The organism is Micromonospora sp. NPDC003197 (assembly GCF_053590565.1).
The window spans coordinates 268,550-282,745 of the sequence record NZ_JBSFTE010000001.1 but is presented as its reverse complement, the minus strand read 5'-3'; the positions used below and the strand labels follow the sequence as shown (position 1 = coordinate 282,745).

Sequence of the window (14,196 nt, the reverse complement as noted above, 5' to 3'; positions counted from 1 at the left end):
GCCCTCACGCCCGAGGGGTGAGGGCCGCCGCGATTTCGACAGGTCAGGCAGCGCCCAGCTTGGTCAGTAGAGCCTGGATGCCGTCGATCTCCTTCTTCTGGCCGGTCACCATCTGCCCGGCCAGGTGGGTGACCTGCTCGTCGTCGCTGAGGTCGAGCACGGCCTGGGCCATGTGGATGCCGCCGAGGTGATGCTGGCGCATCAACTGGAGGAAGAGGATGTCGAAGTCGCGGCCGGTGGCGTTACGCAGCCGTTCCCGTTCCTCTTCCGTGGCCATGCCCGGCATCAACCCGTCGCGGATCATGCCCCCACCGTCGGGCATCCAGGCCATTCGGGCCTGGGAGCCGGTCGGGTTGAGGTCCCAGCTGCGTAGCCAGGTCTGCATGATGCCGATCTGGGCCTGCTGGGTCAGGGCGATGTCCGCCCCCAGAGTACGTACGTCCAGGTCGGTGCCCTTTTCGTGCGCGAGGATCGCCAACTCCACCGCCTGCGCGTGGTGGGTCGACATGTCCCGGGCGAACCCGGCCTCGGGCGAGGTGTCGCCGGGCCGGGTGAGTCCGGGTACGAGCAGCCCGGCGACCAGGCCGAGCGCCAGCCCGACCGCCAGGATCGCGGCCAGCCAGGCCGTACCGAAACGTCGGCCGCCGCCCCCGACGGTGGCCGAGGCGTCCGATCCGGTGTAGTCGCCGCCATCCGGGGCGCTGGCTGCCGCCGGCGTCTCGGTCTGCGTCGAGGTGCTGCTCACTGCCGCTCCCAACTACTGCTGCTGGTGGTCCCAACTACTGCATTTGCGGCTGTTCCTGGCCCAGATCCCGTGGCGTGGTGCCGGTCGCGGTGATGCCCCGGCCGCAGGTCGCGCCCTCCTCGACGTTGGCGTTCTGCCGCAGCGCCTTGATGAACTCGTCGACCCGGCTGTCGTCGGCCTTGTCGACCTTGAGCTGGTAGCCCCAGGCCTGCAGTGAGATAGGCGAGTCCAGGCCGTCGACCGGGCTCATCATCATGTATTCGTTGCCGCGCACCTTCTCGGCCAGCGCCGACACCTGGTCGGCGGGCAGGTCGGAGCGGTAGGTGACCCAGACCGCACCGTGCTCCATGCTGTGCACCGCGTGCTCGTTGGCGATCGGCGCGGCGTAGACGTCGCCCATGCAGTTCTGCCAGTTGAAGTTGTGCTTGCCGCCGACCGGCGGGGTGACCGCGTAGGTCAACGGACCCCAGGCGTGCTCCTGCGAGGTGATCGACTTGTCGGCGTGGTCGCGGTAGTTGACGATGCCAGCGATCTCCGCAGCGCGGTCCTCCCACGACCGGGAGCCCTTGAATGCCGCCCAGGCGCCGTAGCCGATGATTCCGGCCGCGAGCACGCCGACCGCCACGAAGAGCGCGATCGGACCCCAGGCCCGGCCCTGGCTGACCTTGACCGGGGCGATCGGCTTACGCGGCCCCTTGCCGCCGCCGGTCGGGCGGGTGCCGCCGCCCGGCTTCTTCGGGGGCGCGGTCTTGGCGGCCGTGGTCTTGGTGGCCGTGCTCTTGCCGGTGGAGGTCGACTTGGCATCGGCGCTCTTGTCAGCCGACGTGGTCTTGTCGACTGGCGCGGCCTTTTCACCAGCGGGTGGCTTCTTGCCGGCCGCCGGCTTCTTGCCGGTGCTGACCACGGACGGTCGGCGCTGATTGCCGCTCGGGGTGCTTATGCTCATGGTGCCTCGCCAGGTCGGTTGGTCGGGGGGTGGCGGGTCAGGTACGCACAGGGTCGCCGCCGAGCAACCCAGTCTACCCCCGGTAACATGTTTCGGTGACTCCTGCCAAACTCGCCGAGGTCGTCCTCTCCGCCGCCCACGCCGTCTTTATCGACCGTGGGCTGGATCACACTATTCTGCCGGAGACGACGGCGGTAGAGCGACCGCGCAATCCGGAGCACGGCGACTACGCCTCCACGCTGGCCATGCAACTCGCCAAGCGGGCCGGGGTGCCCCCACGGGAGCTGGCCACCGCCCTCGCCGAGCGGCTCGGGCAGGAGCCCGGGATCAAGTCGGTGGAGATCGCTGGCCCAGGCTTCCTCAACATCCGACTGGAGGCCGCCGCCGCCGGGCAGCTGGCCCGCGCGGTGGTCGAGGCCGGTCCGGCGTACGGGCGCAGCGACCACCTCGCCGGTCAGAAGGTCAACCTGGAGTTCGTCTCGGCCAACCCGACCGGCCCGATCCACCTGGGCCACACCCGGTGGGCCGCAGTCGGCGACTCGCTGCGTCGGGTCCTTGCCGCCGCCGGGGCCGAGGTGGCCAGCGAGTACTACATCAACGACGCCGGCGTGCAGATGGACCTCTTCGGCCGTTCCGTGCTGGCAGCGGCGAAGGGCGAGGCGACCCCGGAGGGCGGGTACGCCGGTGAGTACATCACCGACATCGCCCAGCGGCTGCTCGCCGCGCACCCGGAGGCGCTCAACCTGCCCGAGGAGGAGGCCCGGACGCTGTTCCGGGACGAGGGCTACCGGTTGATGCTGGACGAGATCCGGGCCAGCCTGGGCCGGTTCGGCGTGCACTTCGACGTGTGGTTCTCCGAGCGGGACCTGCACTCCGGCGGGGCGGTCGAGCATGCCCTGGACACGCTGCGCAAGCAGGGCCACGTCTACGAGGAGGGCGGGGCGATCTGGCTGCGTACCACCGAGTTCGGGGACGACAAGGACCGGGTGCTGCGCAAGGCCGACGGTGACTGGACCTACTTCGCGGCCGACTCGGCGTACTACGTCAACAAGCGGGAGCGCGGTTTCGACAAGTGCGTCTACCTGCTCGGTGCCGACCACCACGGCTACATCAACCGACTGCGGGCCATCGCCGCCTGTGCTGGGGACGACGCCGACTTCAACATCGAGATCCTGATCGGCCAGCTGGTGAACCTGGTGCGGGAGGGGCAGCCGGTACGGCTCTCCAAGCGGGCCGGCAACATCATCACGCTGGACGAGATCGTCGAGGCGGTGGGCGTGGACGCGGCCCGCTACTCACTGGCCCGGTCCTCCACCGACTCGCCGCTGACCCTCGACATCGAGGCGATCACCCGGAAGAACAACGACAACCCGGTGCACTACGTGCGGTACGCGCATGCCCGGATCGCCTCGCTGCTGCGGCACGCCGCCGACTTGGGCATCAGCCGGGGCGACGACTTCGACCCGGCGCTGCTCGACCACCCCAAGGAGAACGACCTGCTCAAGAGCATCGGTGAGTTCCCCACGGTGGTCGCCACCGCCGCCGAGCTGCGCGAGCCGCACCGGATCGCCCGCTACCTGGAGGAGCTGGCCGGCACCTACCACCGGTTCTACGACGCCTGCCGGGTGCTGCCGCACGGCGACGAGCCGGCGACCGACCTGACCCGGGCCCGGCTGTGGCTGGTCGAAGCGGCCCGGACGGTCCTCGCCAACGGTTTGGACCTGCTCGGCGTCTCCGCCCCGGAGAGGATGTAACCGGTGCGAGCACCAGGAAGCGGAGGTAGGTAATGCGGGCACATGAGGCCGGGGCGCTGCACGGCGAACTCGGCACCCGGGGGCCGGCGTGGCTGCGTACCCCGGCCGACGTCAACGCCCTCATGCCGCAACTGTGGCCGCGCAACGTGGCGCGGGCCGCCGACGGCGCGCTCACCGTCGGCGACCTCGGCGTCCGCGAGTTGGCCGAGCGGTTCGACACCCCGGCCTACGTCCTGGACGAGGGCGACCTGCGCGCCCGGTGCCGGGAGTTCCGGGCGGCCTTCCCGACCGAGGACATCTACTACGCGGGCAAGGCGTTCCTGTGTCGCGCGGTGGTGCGGGTCATCGCCGAGGAGGGGCTGCACCTGGACGTCTGCTCCGGCGGGGAACTGGCGGTGGCGTTGGCCGCCGAGATGCCCCCGGAGCGGATCGGCTTCCACGGCAACAACAAGTCGGTCGCCGAGCTGACCCGGGCGCTGGATGCCGGGGTGGGCCGGATCATCGTCGACTCGTTCGACGAGATCGACCGGTTGACCGCGCTGGCCCGCCAGCGGTCGGTACGACCCCGGGTGCTGATCCGGGTCACCGTCGGGGTCGAGGCGCACACCCACGAGTTCATCGCCACCGCGCACGAGGATCAGAAGTTCGGCTTCTCGCTGGCCGGGGGTGCCGCCCTTCAGGCCGCGTTCAAGATCCTCGACGAGGACGTACTGGAGCTGCGCGGGTTGCACTCGCACATCGGCTCGCAGATCTTCGACACCAGCGGCTTCGAGGTCTCCGCCCGCCGGGTGCTGGACCTACAGGCCCAGATCCGGGACGCGCGCGGGGTCGAGCTGCCCGAGCTGGACCTGGGCGGTGGCTTCGGCATCGCGTACACGACGCAGGACGACCCGTCCTCGCCGCACGATCTCAGCAAGCGGCTGAACAAGATCGTCAGCAGTGAGTGTGCGGCGGCCCAGCTCGCCGTACCGCACCTGTCCATCGAGCCGGGACGGGCGATCATCGGGCCGGCCGTCTTCACCCTCTACGAGGTCGGCACGGTCAAGGACGTCGACGGCATCCGCACCTACGTCAGCGTGGACGGCGGGATGAGCGACAACATCCGTACCGCGCTGTACGACGCGTCGTACTCGGCGACGGTGGCCTCCCGCAGCTCGACGGCCCCGCCGATCCTTGCCCGGGTGGTGGGAAAGCATTGCGAGTCCGGGGACATCGTAGTGAAGGATGAATTCCTGCCCGCTGACGTGCGGCCCGGAGATCTTCTTGCCGTGCCCGGTACGGGTGCCTACTGCCGGAGCATGGCCAGCAACTACAACCATGTGCCGAGGCCGCCGGTCGTGGCGGTCCGGGACGGTCAGGCACGTGTGATCGTCCGGCGGGAGACCGAAGACGATCTGCTGGCATTGGACGTGGGATGACAAGAGCTGTGCGGCTGGCGTTGTTGGGGTGCGGCACGGTCGGTGCCGAGGTGGTACGCCTGCTGCATGAGCAGGCCACCGACCTGGCCGCCCGGATCGGCGCTCCGCTGGAGATCGCCGGCATCGCCGTACGCCGGCTCGGCCGCGACCGGGGTCCGCTGCCGGTGGACCCGTCGCTGTTCACCACCGACGCCCTCGGCCTGGTGAAGCGGGACGACGTCGACGTGGTCGTCGAGGTGGTCGGCGGCATCGAGCCGGCCCGGACCTGGCTGGTCGAGGCGTTACGGGCCGGCAAGAGCGTGGTCACCGCCAACAAGGCGCTGCTTGCCGAGGACGGCGGCACGCTGCACGACGCGGCGCTCGACGGTGGGGCGGACCTCTACTACGAGGCGGCGGTGGCCGGGGCCATCCCGCTGCTGCGTCCGCTGCGCGAGTCACTGCACGGCGACACGATCACCCGGGTCACCGGCATCGTCAACGGCACCACCAACTTCATCCTCTCCGCGATGGACGCCACCGGGGCCGGCTTTGCCGAGGCCCTGGAGGAGGCCACCGAGCTGGGCTACGCCGAGGCCGACCCGACCGCCGACGTGGAGGGCTTCGACGCCGCCGCGAAGGCGGCGATCCTGGCGTCGCTCGCCTTCCACAGTCGGGTGGGTGCCGCCGACGTCTACCGGGAGGGCATCACCGAGGTCACCGCCGCCGACGTGGCCAGTGCCAAGGCGATGGGCTGCACCATCAAGCTGCTCTGCATCGCCGCACGCGGGCTGGACTCCACCGGCACCGAGTCGATCAGCGTCCGGGTACACCCGGCGATGATCCCGCTGAGCCATCCGCTGGCCAGCGTGGGTGACGCGTTCAACGCGGTCTTCGTGGAGGCGGAGGCCGCCGGCCAACTCATGTTCTACGGCCGGGGCGCGGGCGGGTCGCCGACCGCGAGCGCGGTGCTCGGTGACGTGGTGGCGGTGGCCCGTAACCGGCTCGCGGGAGTGCGCACGGCCAGCGAGTCGGCGTACGCGGCACTGCCGGTGCGGCCGATCGGGGAGGCGGTCACCCGCTACCACATCAGCCTCGACGTCGCCGACCGGCCGGGTGTGCTGGCCGGGGTGGCCGGGGTCTTCGCCCGGCACGACGTGTCGATCGCCACGGTACGGCAGGCCCCGGCCACGGGTGGTCCGGCCGGTCGGGGCGACGACGCGGTTCTGGTGATCGTCACGCACGCCGCACCGGATGCTGCCCTGGCCGCCACCGTGGAGGAACTGCGTGGCCTGGATATCGTCCAGTCGATCGCCAGCGTGCTGCGGGTGGAGGGCACCCCCTGACCGAGGCGCTGCGCTGGTCCCGCCGGGGTCGGCGCGTTGGCCCGGTGGCGCAGGTGGGAGCATCCCGACAGGTGGTTAATCGCGGGTGCGCCGCCGGCCGACCAGTCACGCTGAGGCAGGCTGGTGACCCGCCCGAGCAGGCGTGAGCAGGCAAGGAGACCGACATGTGGCGTGGTTTGATCGAGGCGTACCGGGATCGGCTGCCGGTCACCGAGTCCACGCCGGTCGTCACGCTGCACGAGGGGAACACCCCGCTGCTGCCGGCCCCCGCGCTCTCCTCCCGGATCGGCGCTGACGTCTACCTCAAGGTGGAGGGGGCCAATCCCACCGGGTCGTTCAAGGACCGGGGGATGACCCTGGCGGTCTCCAAGGCGATCGAAGCCGGCAACAAGGCCATCATCTGCGCATCCACCGGCAACACCAGCGCCTCGGCCGCCGCGTACGCGGCCCGGGCCGGGATCACCTGTGCGGTCCTGGTGCCCCAGGGCAAGATCGCGCTGGGCAAGTTGGCCCAGGCACTGGTGCACGGGGCGAAGCTGTTACAGGTCAGCGGCAACTTCGACGACTGCCTCACGTTGGCCTCGAAGCTTTCCCTGGACTACCCGGTGGCCTTGGTCAACTCGGTCAACATCGACCGGTTGCACGGCCAGAAGACCGCCGCGTTCGAGATCGTCGAGGCGCTGGGCGACGCCCCGGACATCCACTGCCTGCCGGTCGGCAACGCCGGCAACATCGCCGCGTACTGGCTGGGCTACCAGGAGGACGCGGCGGCGGGCAACGCCGGGAAGACCCCGAAGATGTACGGCTTCCAGGCGGCTGGGGCCGCGCCGATCGTCAACGGCACGGCGGTACGGGAGCCGTCCACGATCGCCACCGCGATCCGGATCGGCAACCCGGCGAGCTGGACCAAGGCACTGGATGCGCGGGACGCCTCGGGTGGGCTGATCGCGGCCGTGACCGATCGGGAGATCCTCAGCGCGTACCGGCTGTTGGCCCGGCAGGTTGGTGTCTTCGTGGAGTTGGGCAGCGCGGCCAGTGTCGCCGGACTGTTGCAGCAGGCTGAGGCGGGTCAGGTGCCGCGGGGCTCGACCGTGGTCTGCACGGTCACCGGGCACGGTCTCAAGGATCCGGAGTGGGCGATCTCGACCGCGCCCGCGCCGATCACTATCAAGAACGACCCACTGGCTGCCGCCCGCGCGCTCGATCTCGCCTGAGGCGTTGGGGAGTTAGGAAGGGCCCCTTCCTATGCAAAAAACGTTAGGAAGGGGCCCTTCCTAACAGCTGATCACTGAGAGTGGGCTGAGGAGCCCTACCTCGATGGGCGGGCTGGGCTGGGAAAATCATGCCCACCCGCCCCGGAGCCCGGGCCGCGCCCCCGCTCCCGAATCAGTTGCCCGGATCGGGCAGTATTTGTCGCCGAGCCTCCGCCGCCCGCTCTCGGGCGGTCTTTTGCCTAGCTTCCTCGGGAGGAAGCCCGATCATGTCGTTGCTCGCCAGATTCAGCCTCGTCAACCGAGGCCTGGTCGCCCTCATCGCGGTGGTTGTCACCGTGTTCGGCGTATTCGCCGTTCCATCGCTGAAGCAACAACTTCTACCGTCGCTGGAGTTTCCCGGCGCGTTCGTCATCGCCGCCTATCCGGGTGCCGCGCCGGAGATCGTGGAGGCGCAGGTCACCGAGCCGATCGAAGACAGCATCCAGGGGATCGCCGGAATCACCAAGGTCACCTCGACCTCTCGGGAGAGCGTGGCGACCATCCAGGTGGAGTACGAGTTCGGCACCGACATCGACGCTGCGGTCAACAAGATGCAGACCGCGCTCGGTCGGATCGCCAGTCAACTGCCGGAAGGCGTCGAACCGACGGTGCTCACCGGCACCACCAACGACCTGCCTGCGGTGATCTTGGCGGCCGGTGGTGGCGGGGACGAGCGCGCGTTGGTCGACAAGCTGCGCAACACGGTCGTACCCGAACTGGAGGGCATCGACGGGGTTCGTACCGTCGAGGTGACCGGGGCCCGCGACCAGAGCGTGGTCATCACCCCGGACCCGGCGAAGCTGGCCAAGGCTCGGATCCAGCCGACCGCGATCGCCACGGCGTTGCAGACCAACGGGGTCTCCATTCCGGCGGGCACGCTGACCGATGCGCAGCGGAGCCTGCCCGTACAGGTCGGCAGCCGGATCGATTCGCTGGACGAGCTGCGCGGCATCTACCTGACCGCGCCCGGCACGCCACCGGTCCGGCTGGGTGACATCGCCACCGTCGAGCAGCAGCTCGAAGCGCCGACCTCGTACAGCCGGACCAACGGCAAGGAGAGCCTCGGCATCGCGATCACCGCGAAGCCGGACGGCAACGCCGTACAGATCTCGAACGACATCCGGGACCGTCTCGCCGACCTGCGGACCGCCTCCGGGGCCGAACTCAACGTGGTCTTCGACCAGGCGCCGTACGTCGAGAAGTCGATCAAGAGCCTCACCACCGAGGGCCTGTTGGGTCTGGTGATGGCGGTGCTGGTCATCCTGGTCTTCCTGCTGTCGGTCCGGTCGACCCTGGTCACCGCGGTCTCCATCCCGCTGTCGGTGGTGGTGGCGCTGCTGGTGCTGTGGATCGGGGACTACTCGCTCAACCTGCTCACCCTCGGCGCGTTGACCATCGCCGTCGGGCGGGTGGTCGACGACTCGATCGTCGTACTGGAAAACATCAAACGACATCTCGGGTACGGCGAGCACAAGCGCGAAGCGATCATCAAGGGCGTACGCGAGGTGGCCGGCGCGGTGACCGCCTCCACCCTGACCACGGTGGCGGTCTTCGCCCCGATCGCGCTGGTCGGCGGTTTCGTCGGGCAGATCTTCGCGCCGTTCGCGATCACTGTGACGGTGGCGTTGCTGGCCTCGCTGCTGGTGTCGCTGACCGTCATCCCGGTGCTGTCGTACTGGTTCCTCAAGCCGGCCGGCGGTGGTGTGGACGCCGAGGCGGTACGCCAGGCGGCCGAGGAGAAGGAGCTGCGCGACCCGTTGCAGCGCCGCTACCTGCCGGTGATCGAGTTCGCCACCCGGCGGCGTTGGCTCACCCTCGGGATCGGCGTGTTGGTGTTGCTCGGCACGTTCGGGCTATCCACCGGGCTCAAGACCAACTTCCTGGACCAGTCCGGGCAGGACACCCTGAGCTTCTCCCAGGAGATGCCGGTCGGTAGCAGCCTGGCGGCCACCGACGCGGCGGCCCGCAAGGTCGAGGAGGTGCTGGCCCGTACGCCGGAGGTGGAGACCTACCAGGTCACCGTCGGTGGCGGCGGAATGCCCTGGGAGTCCGGCGGTAGCAACTCGAGCTTCTCGCTCACCCTGACCGAGGACACCGACACGGAACAGCTCACCGAGCGGTTGCGGAGCGAGTTGACCGCGCTGAACGCTGGCGAGATCAGCTTCGGTGCGGGCGCTGCCGCCGGCATGGGGTCGACCAACCAGGTTGCCGTTGTCGTGCAGGCGTCCGACCCGGAGGTGCTGGCCCGGGCGACCGAGCAGGCCCGGCAGGCGGTGGCGGAGACACCGGACGTGGCGGATGTGACCACCAACCTGACCGGGAACTCTCCCCGGATCGAGGTCGTGGTGGACCGGGCCGCGGCGGCCAAGGTCGGTATGTCCGAGGCTGCTGTCGGCCAGATCGTCGCGCAGGTGTTCCGGGGCAGCCCAGTGGGCAAGGTGGTGCTCGACAACGAGCAGCAGGACGTGGTGCTGCGGCTTGGTGCCGGACCGACCTCGGTCGAGGCGCTGCGGGCGTTGCCGGTTGGACCGGTGAAGCTCGGCGACATCGCCAAGATCAGTGAGGTCAAGGGGCCGCTGGAGATCACCCGGATCGACGGTGAGCGGAGCGCAACGGTCACCGGTACGGCCACTGGCAGCAACCTGGGTGAGACCACCGAGGCGCTGAAGGAGCGGCTGGAGAAGCTCGACGTACCGGGGGCCACCTTCACCGTGTCCGGCGTGAGCGCCGACCAGGAGGAGGCATTCGCCGACCTGGGGCTGGCCGTACTGGCCGCCATCGCGATCGTCTTCCTGATCATGGTGGCCACCTTCCGTAGCCTGATCCAGCCGCTGATCCTGCTGGTCTCCATCCCGTTCGCGGCGACCGGTGCGATCGGGCTGCTGCTGGTCACCGGCACGCCGCTGGGCGTACCGGCCCTGATCGGTGTGCTGATGCTGGTCGGCATCGTGGTGACCAACGCCATCGTGCTGCTGGACCTGGTCAACCAGTACCGGGAACAGGGCATGGGGGTACGTGAGGCGGTGATCGAGGGCGGTCGGCGGCGACTGCGGCCGATCCTGATGACCGCGATCGCGACCATCTTCGCGTTGCTGCCGATGGCCTTCGGGCTGACCGGCGAGGGTGGCTTCATCTCCCAGCCGCTCGCGATCGTGGTGATCGGTGGGCTGATCAGCTCGACCCTGCTGACCCTGGTGCTGGTCCCGACGCTCTACACGATGGTGGAGTACGCCAAGGAGCGGCGGCAGCAGCGTCGGGCCAACCGTTCCGGCGGCGCTGCGGCTGCTCCGGCCGCCTCCGCCGAGGTGGCCGAGGCCGTCCCGGCCACGGCGACCGTGAACGGCACGACGGCCCCGGGCCGGTCGACGGAGGAGGGCTCGGACCAGGCGGAGACGCCGGTGCCGGCCACCACTCCGGCAGCGGCCCGCCCGGCACCGTCCACCGCACTGGTGGAGGGTACGGACCAGTTCGAGGTGCTGCGGCTGCCGAAGAGCCGCCGGTCACCTTTGCCGCCTGCGGAGTAACGGCGCATCCTGCACGCAAACGGCGTCCCGCTGACGGTTATGGTCAGCGGGACGCCGTTGGTTTTGGGGATGGGGGACCAGGGTGAGCGTCGAGGGCAGAGACTCAGCTGGGCAGGGGCATGTACCCATGCCGCGCCGGCCCGCGCCGGAGGATGCCGGGCCGGACGAGGCCGGAGCGGGCGGGGACACCCGTCGCCGGACCATATTGCGCCGGGCTGCCCTGGTGGCGGCGGGCGCCGGCGTGGGGGCGGTGGCGTTTGCCGAGGCGGCCGACGTCGTCGACCGTAAGCTGCCGATCCGGGGCGGTGCCGCGGGCGCTACGGTGGCCAGTCGGGACCATCACCCGGGCGCGGGGCAGGTGCTGGTTACCTGGGCGGGACCACCCGACCGGAAGTTGGTGGCACTGACCTTCGACGACGGGCCGCGTCCAGAGTGGACGAACATGGTGTTGGACACCCTCCAGCGGTACGACGTGCCGGCCACCTTCTTCCTCGTGGGTCGCCGGGTACGCAAGTACGCGTCGGTACTGACCGGCCGGATGGACCGGCACGAGGTGGGTAACCACACCTGGAACCACCGGGACATGGCCCGGGTCGACGCCGAGGAGGCGTACCGGGACCTGTCCCGGGCGCACCAGGCGATCGCCGAGGTGACCGGGCAGGAGGCGGCTCTGCTCCGACCGCCGTACGGGCACCTGGGCGGCGGTGCGGTACTGGCGGCCGCGCGGTTGAACTATCGGATCGTGCTGTGGTCGTTGCAGATGTTGGAGTCGAAGTTTCCCGGTGATCCGGCCGGGCACGCCCGACACATGGTGGAGCAGACCGAGCCGGGGGCGATCCTGCTCGCGCACGACGTCGGACCCCAGGACCGGCTGGTGGCGATCCGTGGTCTACCCGACATGATCACCGGCTTGCGGGCTCGGGGCTTCGAGTTCGTGACCGTTTCCCAACTGATGGCGACGCAGGCCGCAGTCCGGGTCTGACCCCTCCGGTCGGCAGAGGGGGTCCGGAGTAGGGTTCCGGTACGTGGCGTCATCGCTTTCGGTCCTTACTCGTAACCGCGACTTCCGCAATCTCTTCTGCGCCGAACTGGTGGTCTTCGGGGCCGACTGGTTCGTCATGGTGCCACTGCTGGTGCTGCTGCCGGAGCTGACCGGCAGCGGTGTCTGGGGAGCGCTGGTGCTGGCCCTGGACACCGGCATCGTCGCTCTGCTGCTGCCGTACACCGGCACCATCGCCGATCGCGTGGACCGCCGGAAGATCATGATCGTGGCCAACCTGGCCGCCCTGCTCGGCGTACTGCTCCTGCTCGGCGTCCACAGTGCTGGGACCGCGTGGCTCGCCCTGGTGGCGATCGGGATGGTGGCGGTGGCGAAGGCGTTCTACTCGCCGGCTGCCCAGGCCGCGCTGCCCAACGTGCTGGAGCCGGCGGAACTCGCCGCCGGCAACGCCATCGCCGGCTCGGCGTGGGGCACGATGACGGTGGTTGGCGCGTCCCTCGGCGGGGTGCTGACCTCGGCGTTCGGGCCGTACGCCTGTTTCTGGATCGCGGCGGCCTTCCTGGTGGTGGCCGCGTTGCTCGCGGGGCGGATCCGTCGCCCGTTGCAGGCACCCCGGGACGATGCGGCGCCAAGGCCACGCACTTGGGCGGCGATCAGCGAGGCGCTGCGCTACATCGGTCACCGCCCGCGGGTGCTCGCGCTGGTCACGGTGAAGTCGGCGGTGGGGCTGGGCAATGGGGTGCTGACCGTCTTTCCGCTCCTCGCCGGCCTGTACGGCGTCGGCTCGATCGGCACCGGCCTGCTCTTCGCGGTACGCGGCGCCGGGGCGCTGGCCGGGCCGATGCTGATGCGTCGGGTACTCAGCCACCGGTCCTGGCTGCTTCCCGGCCTGGCGTTGTCGATGACCGGCTACGGACTGTCCTACATCGGGGTGGCAGCGGCTCCCTGGTTCTGGCTGGTGTTGGTGCTGGTCTTCGTTGCACACCTGGCGGGCGGGGGCAACTGGGTGCTGTCCAACTTCGCGTTGCAGGGCGAGGTACCGGACCGGCTCCGGGGTCGGGTCTTCGCCACCGACATGATGCTGGCGACGTTGGCGGTTTCGATCAGCCAACTGGTGGTGGCCGCCGTGGTGGACCACATCGACGCCTGGATCGTGCTGGTCGGCTGCGGCCTGACCACGGTGGTGTACGCGATCGGCTGGCGGATCGCCACCCGTCGACTGTCGCTGACCGACGACGAGGTGACCGACGACGAGGTGACCGAGCCGGTCGCTACTGCCTGAATTTGCAGGGACTTGTGTGGCCGGCGAGCCGTTGGATACCTTGGTGATATCACTTTGATGGCAAGGAGATGTCATGGAGAGGCGCGCGTTCCGACTGTCCGGTTTCCTGATGATCGCGATACTGGTGGCGTTGGCCGGTGTGGTGCTTGCGGCGATCGTGGCGATGGCGGGCACCTCGGCCGCCGTCCTGTGGATCATCGTCATTGCCGTCAGCTATGCCGTGCTCCTCGTCGTCGCGGCGACCGGATTTGTCATCGTCAACCCCAACGACGCCCAGGTCGTGCAGTTCTTCGGCCGCTACGTCGGCACCGTCCGAGAGGCTGGGCTGCACTGGACCTGGCCGCTGACCGCGCACCGGAAGGTCACCCTGCGGGTGCGTAACTTCGAGACCGCTCGGCTCAAGGTCTCCGACGCTGACGGCAACCCGGTGGAGATCGCGGCCGTCGTCGTGTGGCGGGTGGTCGATTCGGCCAAGGCCATCTTCGCCGTCGACAATCACGTCGAGTACGTCGCGGTGCAGGCCGAGGCGGCGGTCCGGCACCTGGCCACCAGTTACCCATACGAGGCGCACGACTCGGGGCGGGCCAGCCTGCGGGACAGCCTCGCCGTCAGCGACGAGTTGACCCAGGAATTGCGCGAGCGAGTGGAACTGGCCGGCGTCGAGGTGCTGGAATCACGGACCACCCACCTGGCGTACGCGCCGGAGATCGCCCAGGCCATGCTGGCCCGGCAGCAGGCGAACGCCATCGTCGCGGCCCGGTTCAAGATTGTCGAGGGAGCGGTGGGCATGGTTTCCAACGCCCTGGAGCGGTTGAGCGAGGAACACATCGTCGACTTGGACGAGGAACGCAAGGCGCAGATGGTGTCGAACCTGCTCGTCGTACTCTGTGGCGACCGGTCGGCCCAGCCCGTCGTCAACGCCGGTTCCCTCTACAGCTGAGGCGGTTGCCGG

10 protein-coding genes are annotated in these 14,196 nt (G+C 69.5%); 8 read left to right on the top strand and 2 right to left on the bottom strand.

Annotated elements, in window-relative coordinates:
- Positions 1-43 precede the first annotated feature (43 nt).
- A complete protein-coding gene (locus ACWDV4_RS01320; protein WP_449973880.1) occupies positions 44-745 on the bottom strand; it encodes a DUF305 domain-containing protein in 702 nt (233 codons plus the stop codon).
- A 34-nt stretch (positions 746-779) separates the two neighbouring features.
- On the bottom strand, positions 780-1,691 hold the full coding sequence (locus ACWDV4_RS01315; protein WP_449973878.1) for a DUF3105 domain-containing protein: 912 nt from the start codon (positions 1,689-1,691) through the stop codon (positions 780-782).
- 95 nt (positions 1,692-1,786) lie between these two features.
- Between ACWDV4_RS01315 and argS the strand changes: the two genes are divergently transcribed.
- The 8 genes from argS (at position 1,787) to ACWDV4_RS01275 (ending at position 14,184) form a co-directional block, all read left to right on the top strand.
- A complete protein-coding gene (gene argS, locus ACWDV4_RS01310) occupies positions 1,787-3,445 on the top strand; it encodes an arginine--tRNA ligase (protein WP_449973876.1) in 1,659 nt (552 codons plus the stop codon).
- 32 nt (positions 3,446-3,477) lie between these two features.
- Positions 3,478-4,863: a diaminopimelate decarboxylase gene (lysA, locus tag ACWDV4_RS01305; RefSeq protein WP_449973874.1), complete on the top strand. Its 1,386-nt coding sequence runs from the start codon at positions 3,478-3,480 to the stop codon at positions 4,861-4,863.
- 8 nt (positions 4,864-4,871) lie between these two features.
- Complete coding sequence (locus ACWDV4_RS01300; RefSeq protein ID WP_449974130.1) at positions 4,872-6,185, top strand: homoserine dehydrogenase; 1,314 nt, start codon at positions 4,872-4,874, stop codon at positions 6,183-6,185.
- A gap of 164 nt (positions 6,186-6,349) precedes the next feature.
- Complete coding sequence (thrC, locus tag ACWDV4_RS01295; RefSeq protein WP_449973872.1) at positions 6,350-7,399, top strand: threonine synthase; 1,050 nt, start codon at positions 6,350-6,352, stop codon at positions 7,397-7,399.
- Between the two features lie 266 nt (positions 7,400-7,665).
- Positions 7,666-10,962 (top strand): efflux RND transporter permease subunit, encoded by a 3,297-nt coding sequence (locus tag ACWDV4_RS01290; protein WP_449973870.1) that lies wholly within the window; start codon positions 7,666-7,668, stop codon positions 10,960-10,962.
- Positions 10,963-11,089: 127 nt separating this feature from the next.
- Positions 11,090-11,944, top strand: coding sequence for a polysaccharide deacetylase family protein (locus ACWDV4_RS01285; RefSeq protein ID WP_449973868.1), 855 nt, complete (start codon positions 11,090-11,092; stop codon positions 11,942-11,944).
- A gap of 43 nt (positions 11,945-11,987) precedes the next feature.
- Positions 11,988-13,244, top strand: a complete 1,257-nt coding sequence (locus ACWDV4_RS01280) for an MFS transporter (protein ID WP_449973866.1) — start codon at positions 11,988-11,990, stop codon at positions 13,242-13,244.
- Between the two features lie 73 nt (positions 13,245-13,317).
- On the top strand, positions 13,318-14,184 hold the full coding sequence (locus ACWDV4_RS01275) for an SPFH domain-containing protein (RefSeq protein WP_449973864.1): 867 nt from the start codon (positions 13,318-13,320) through the stop codon (positions 14,182-14,184).
- Positions 14,185-14,196 lie beyond the last annotated feature (12 nt).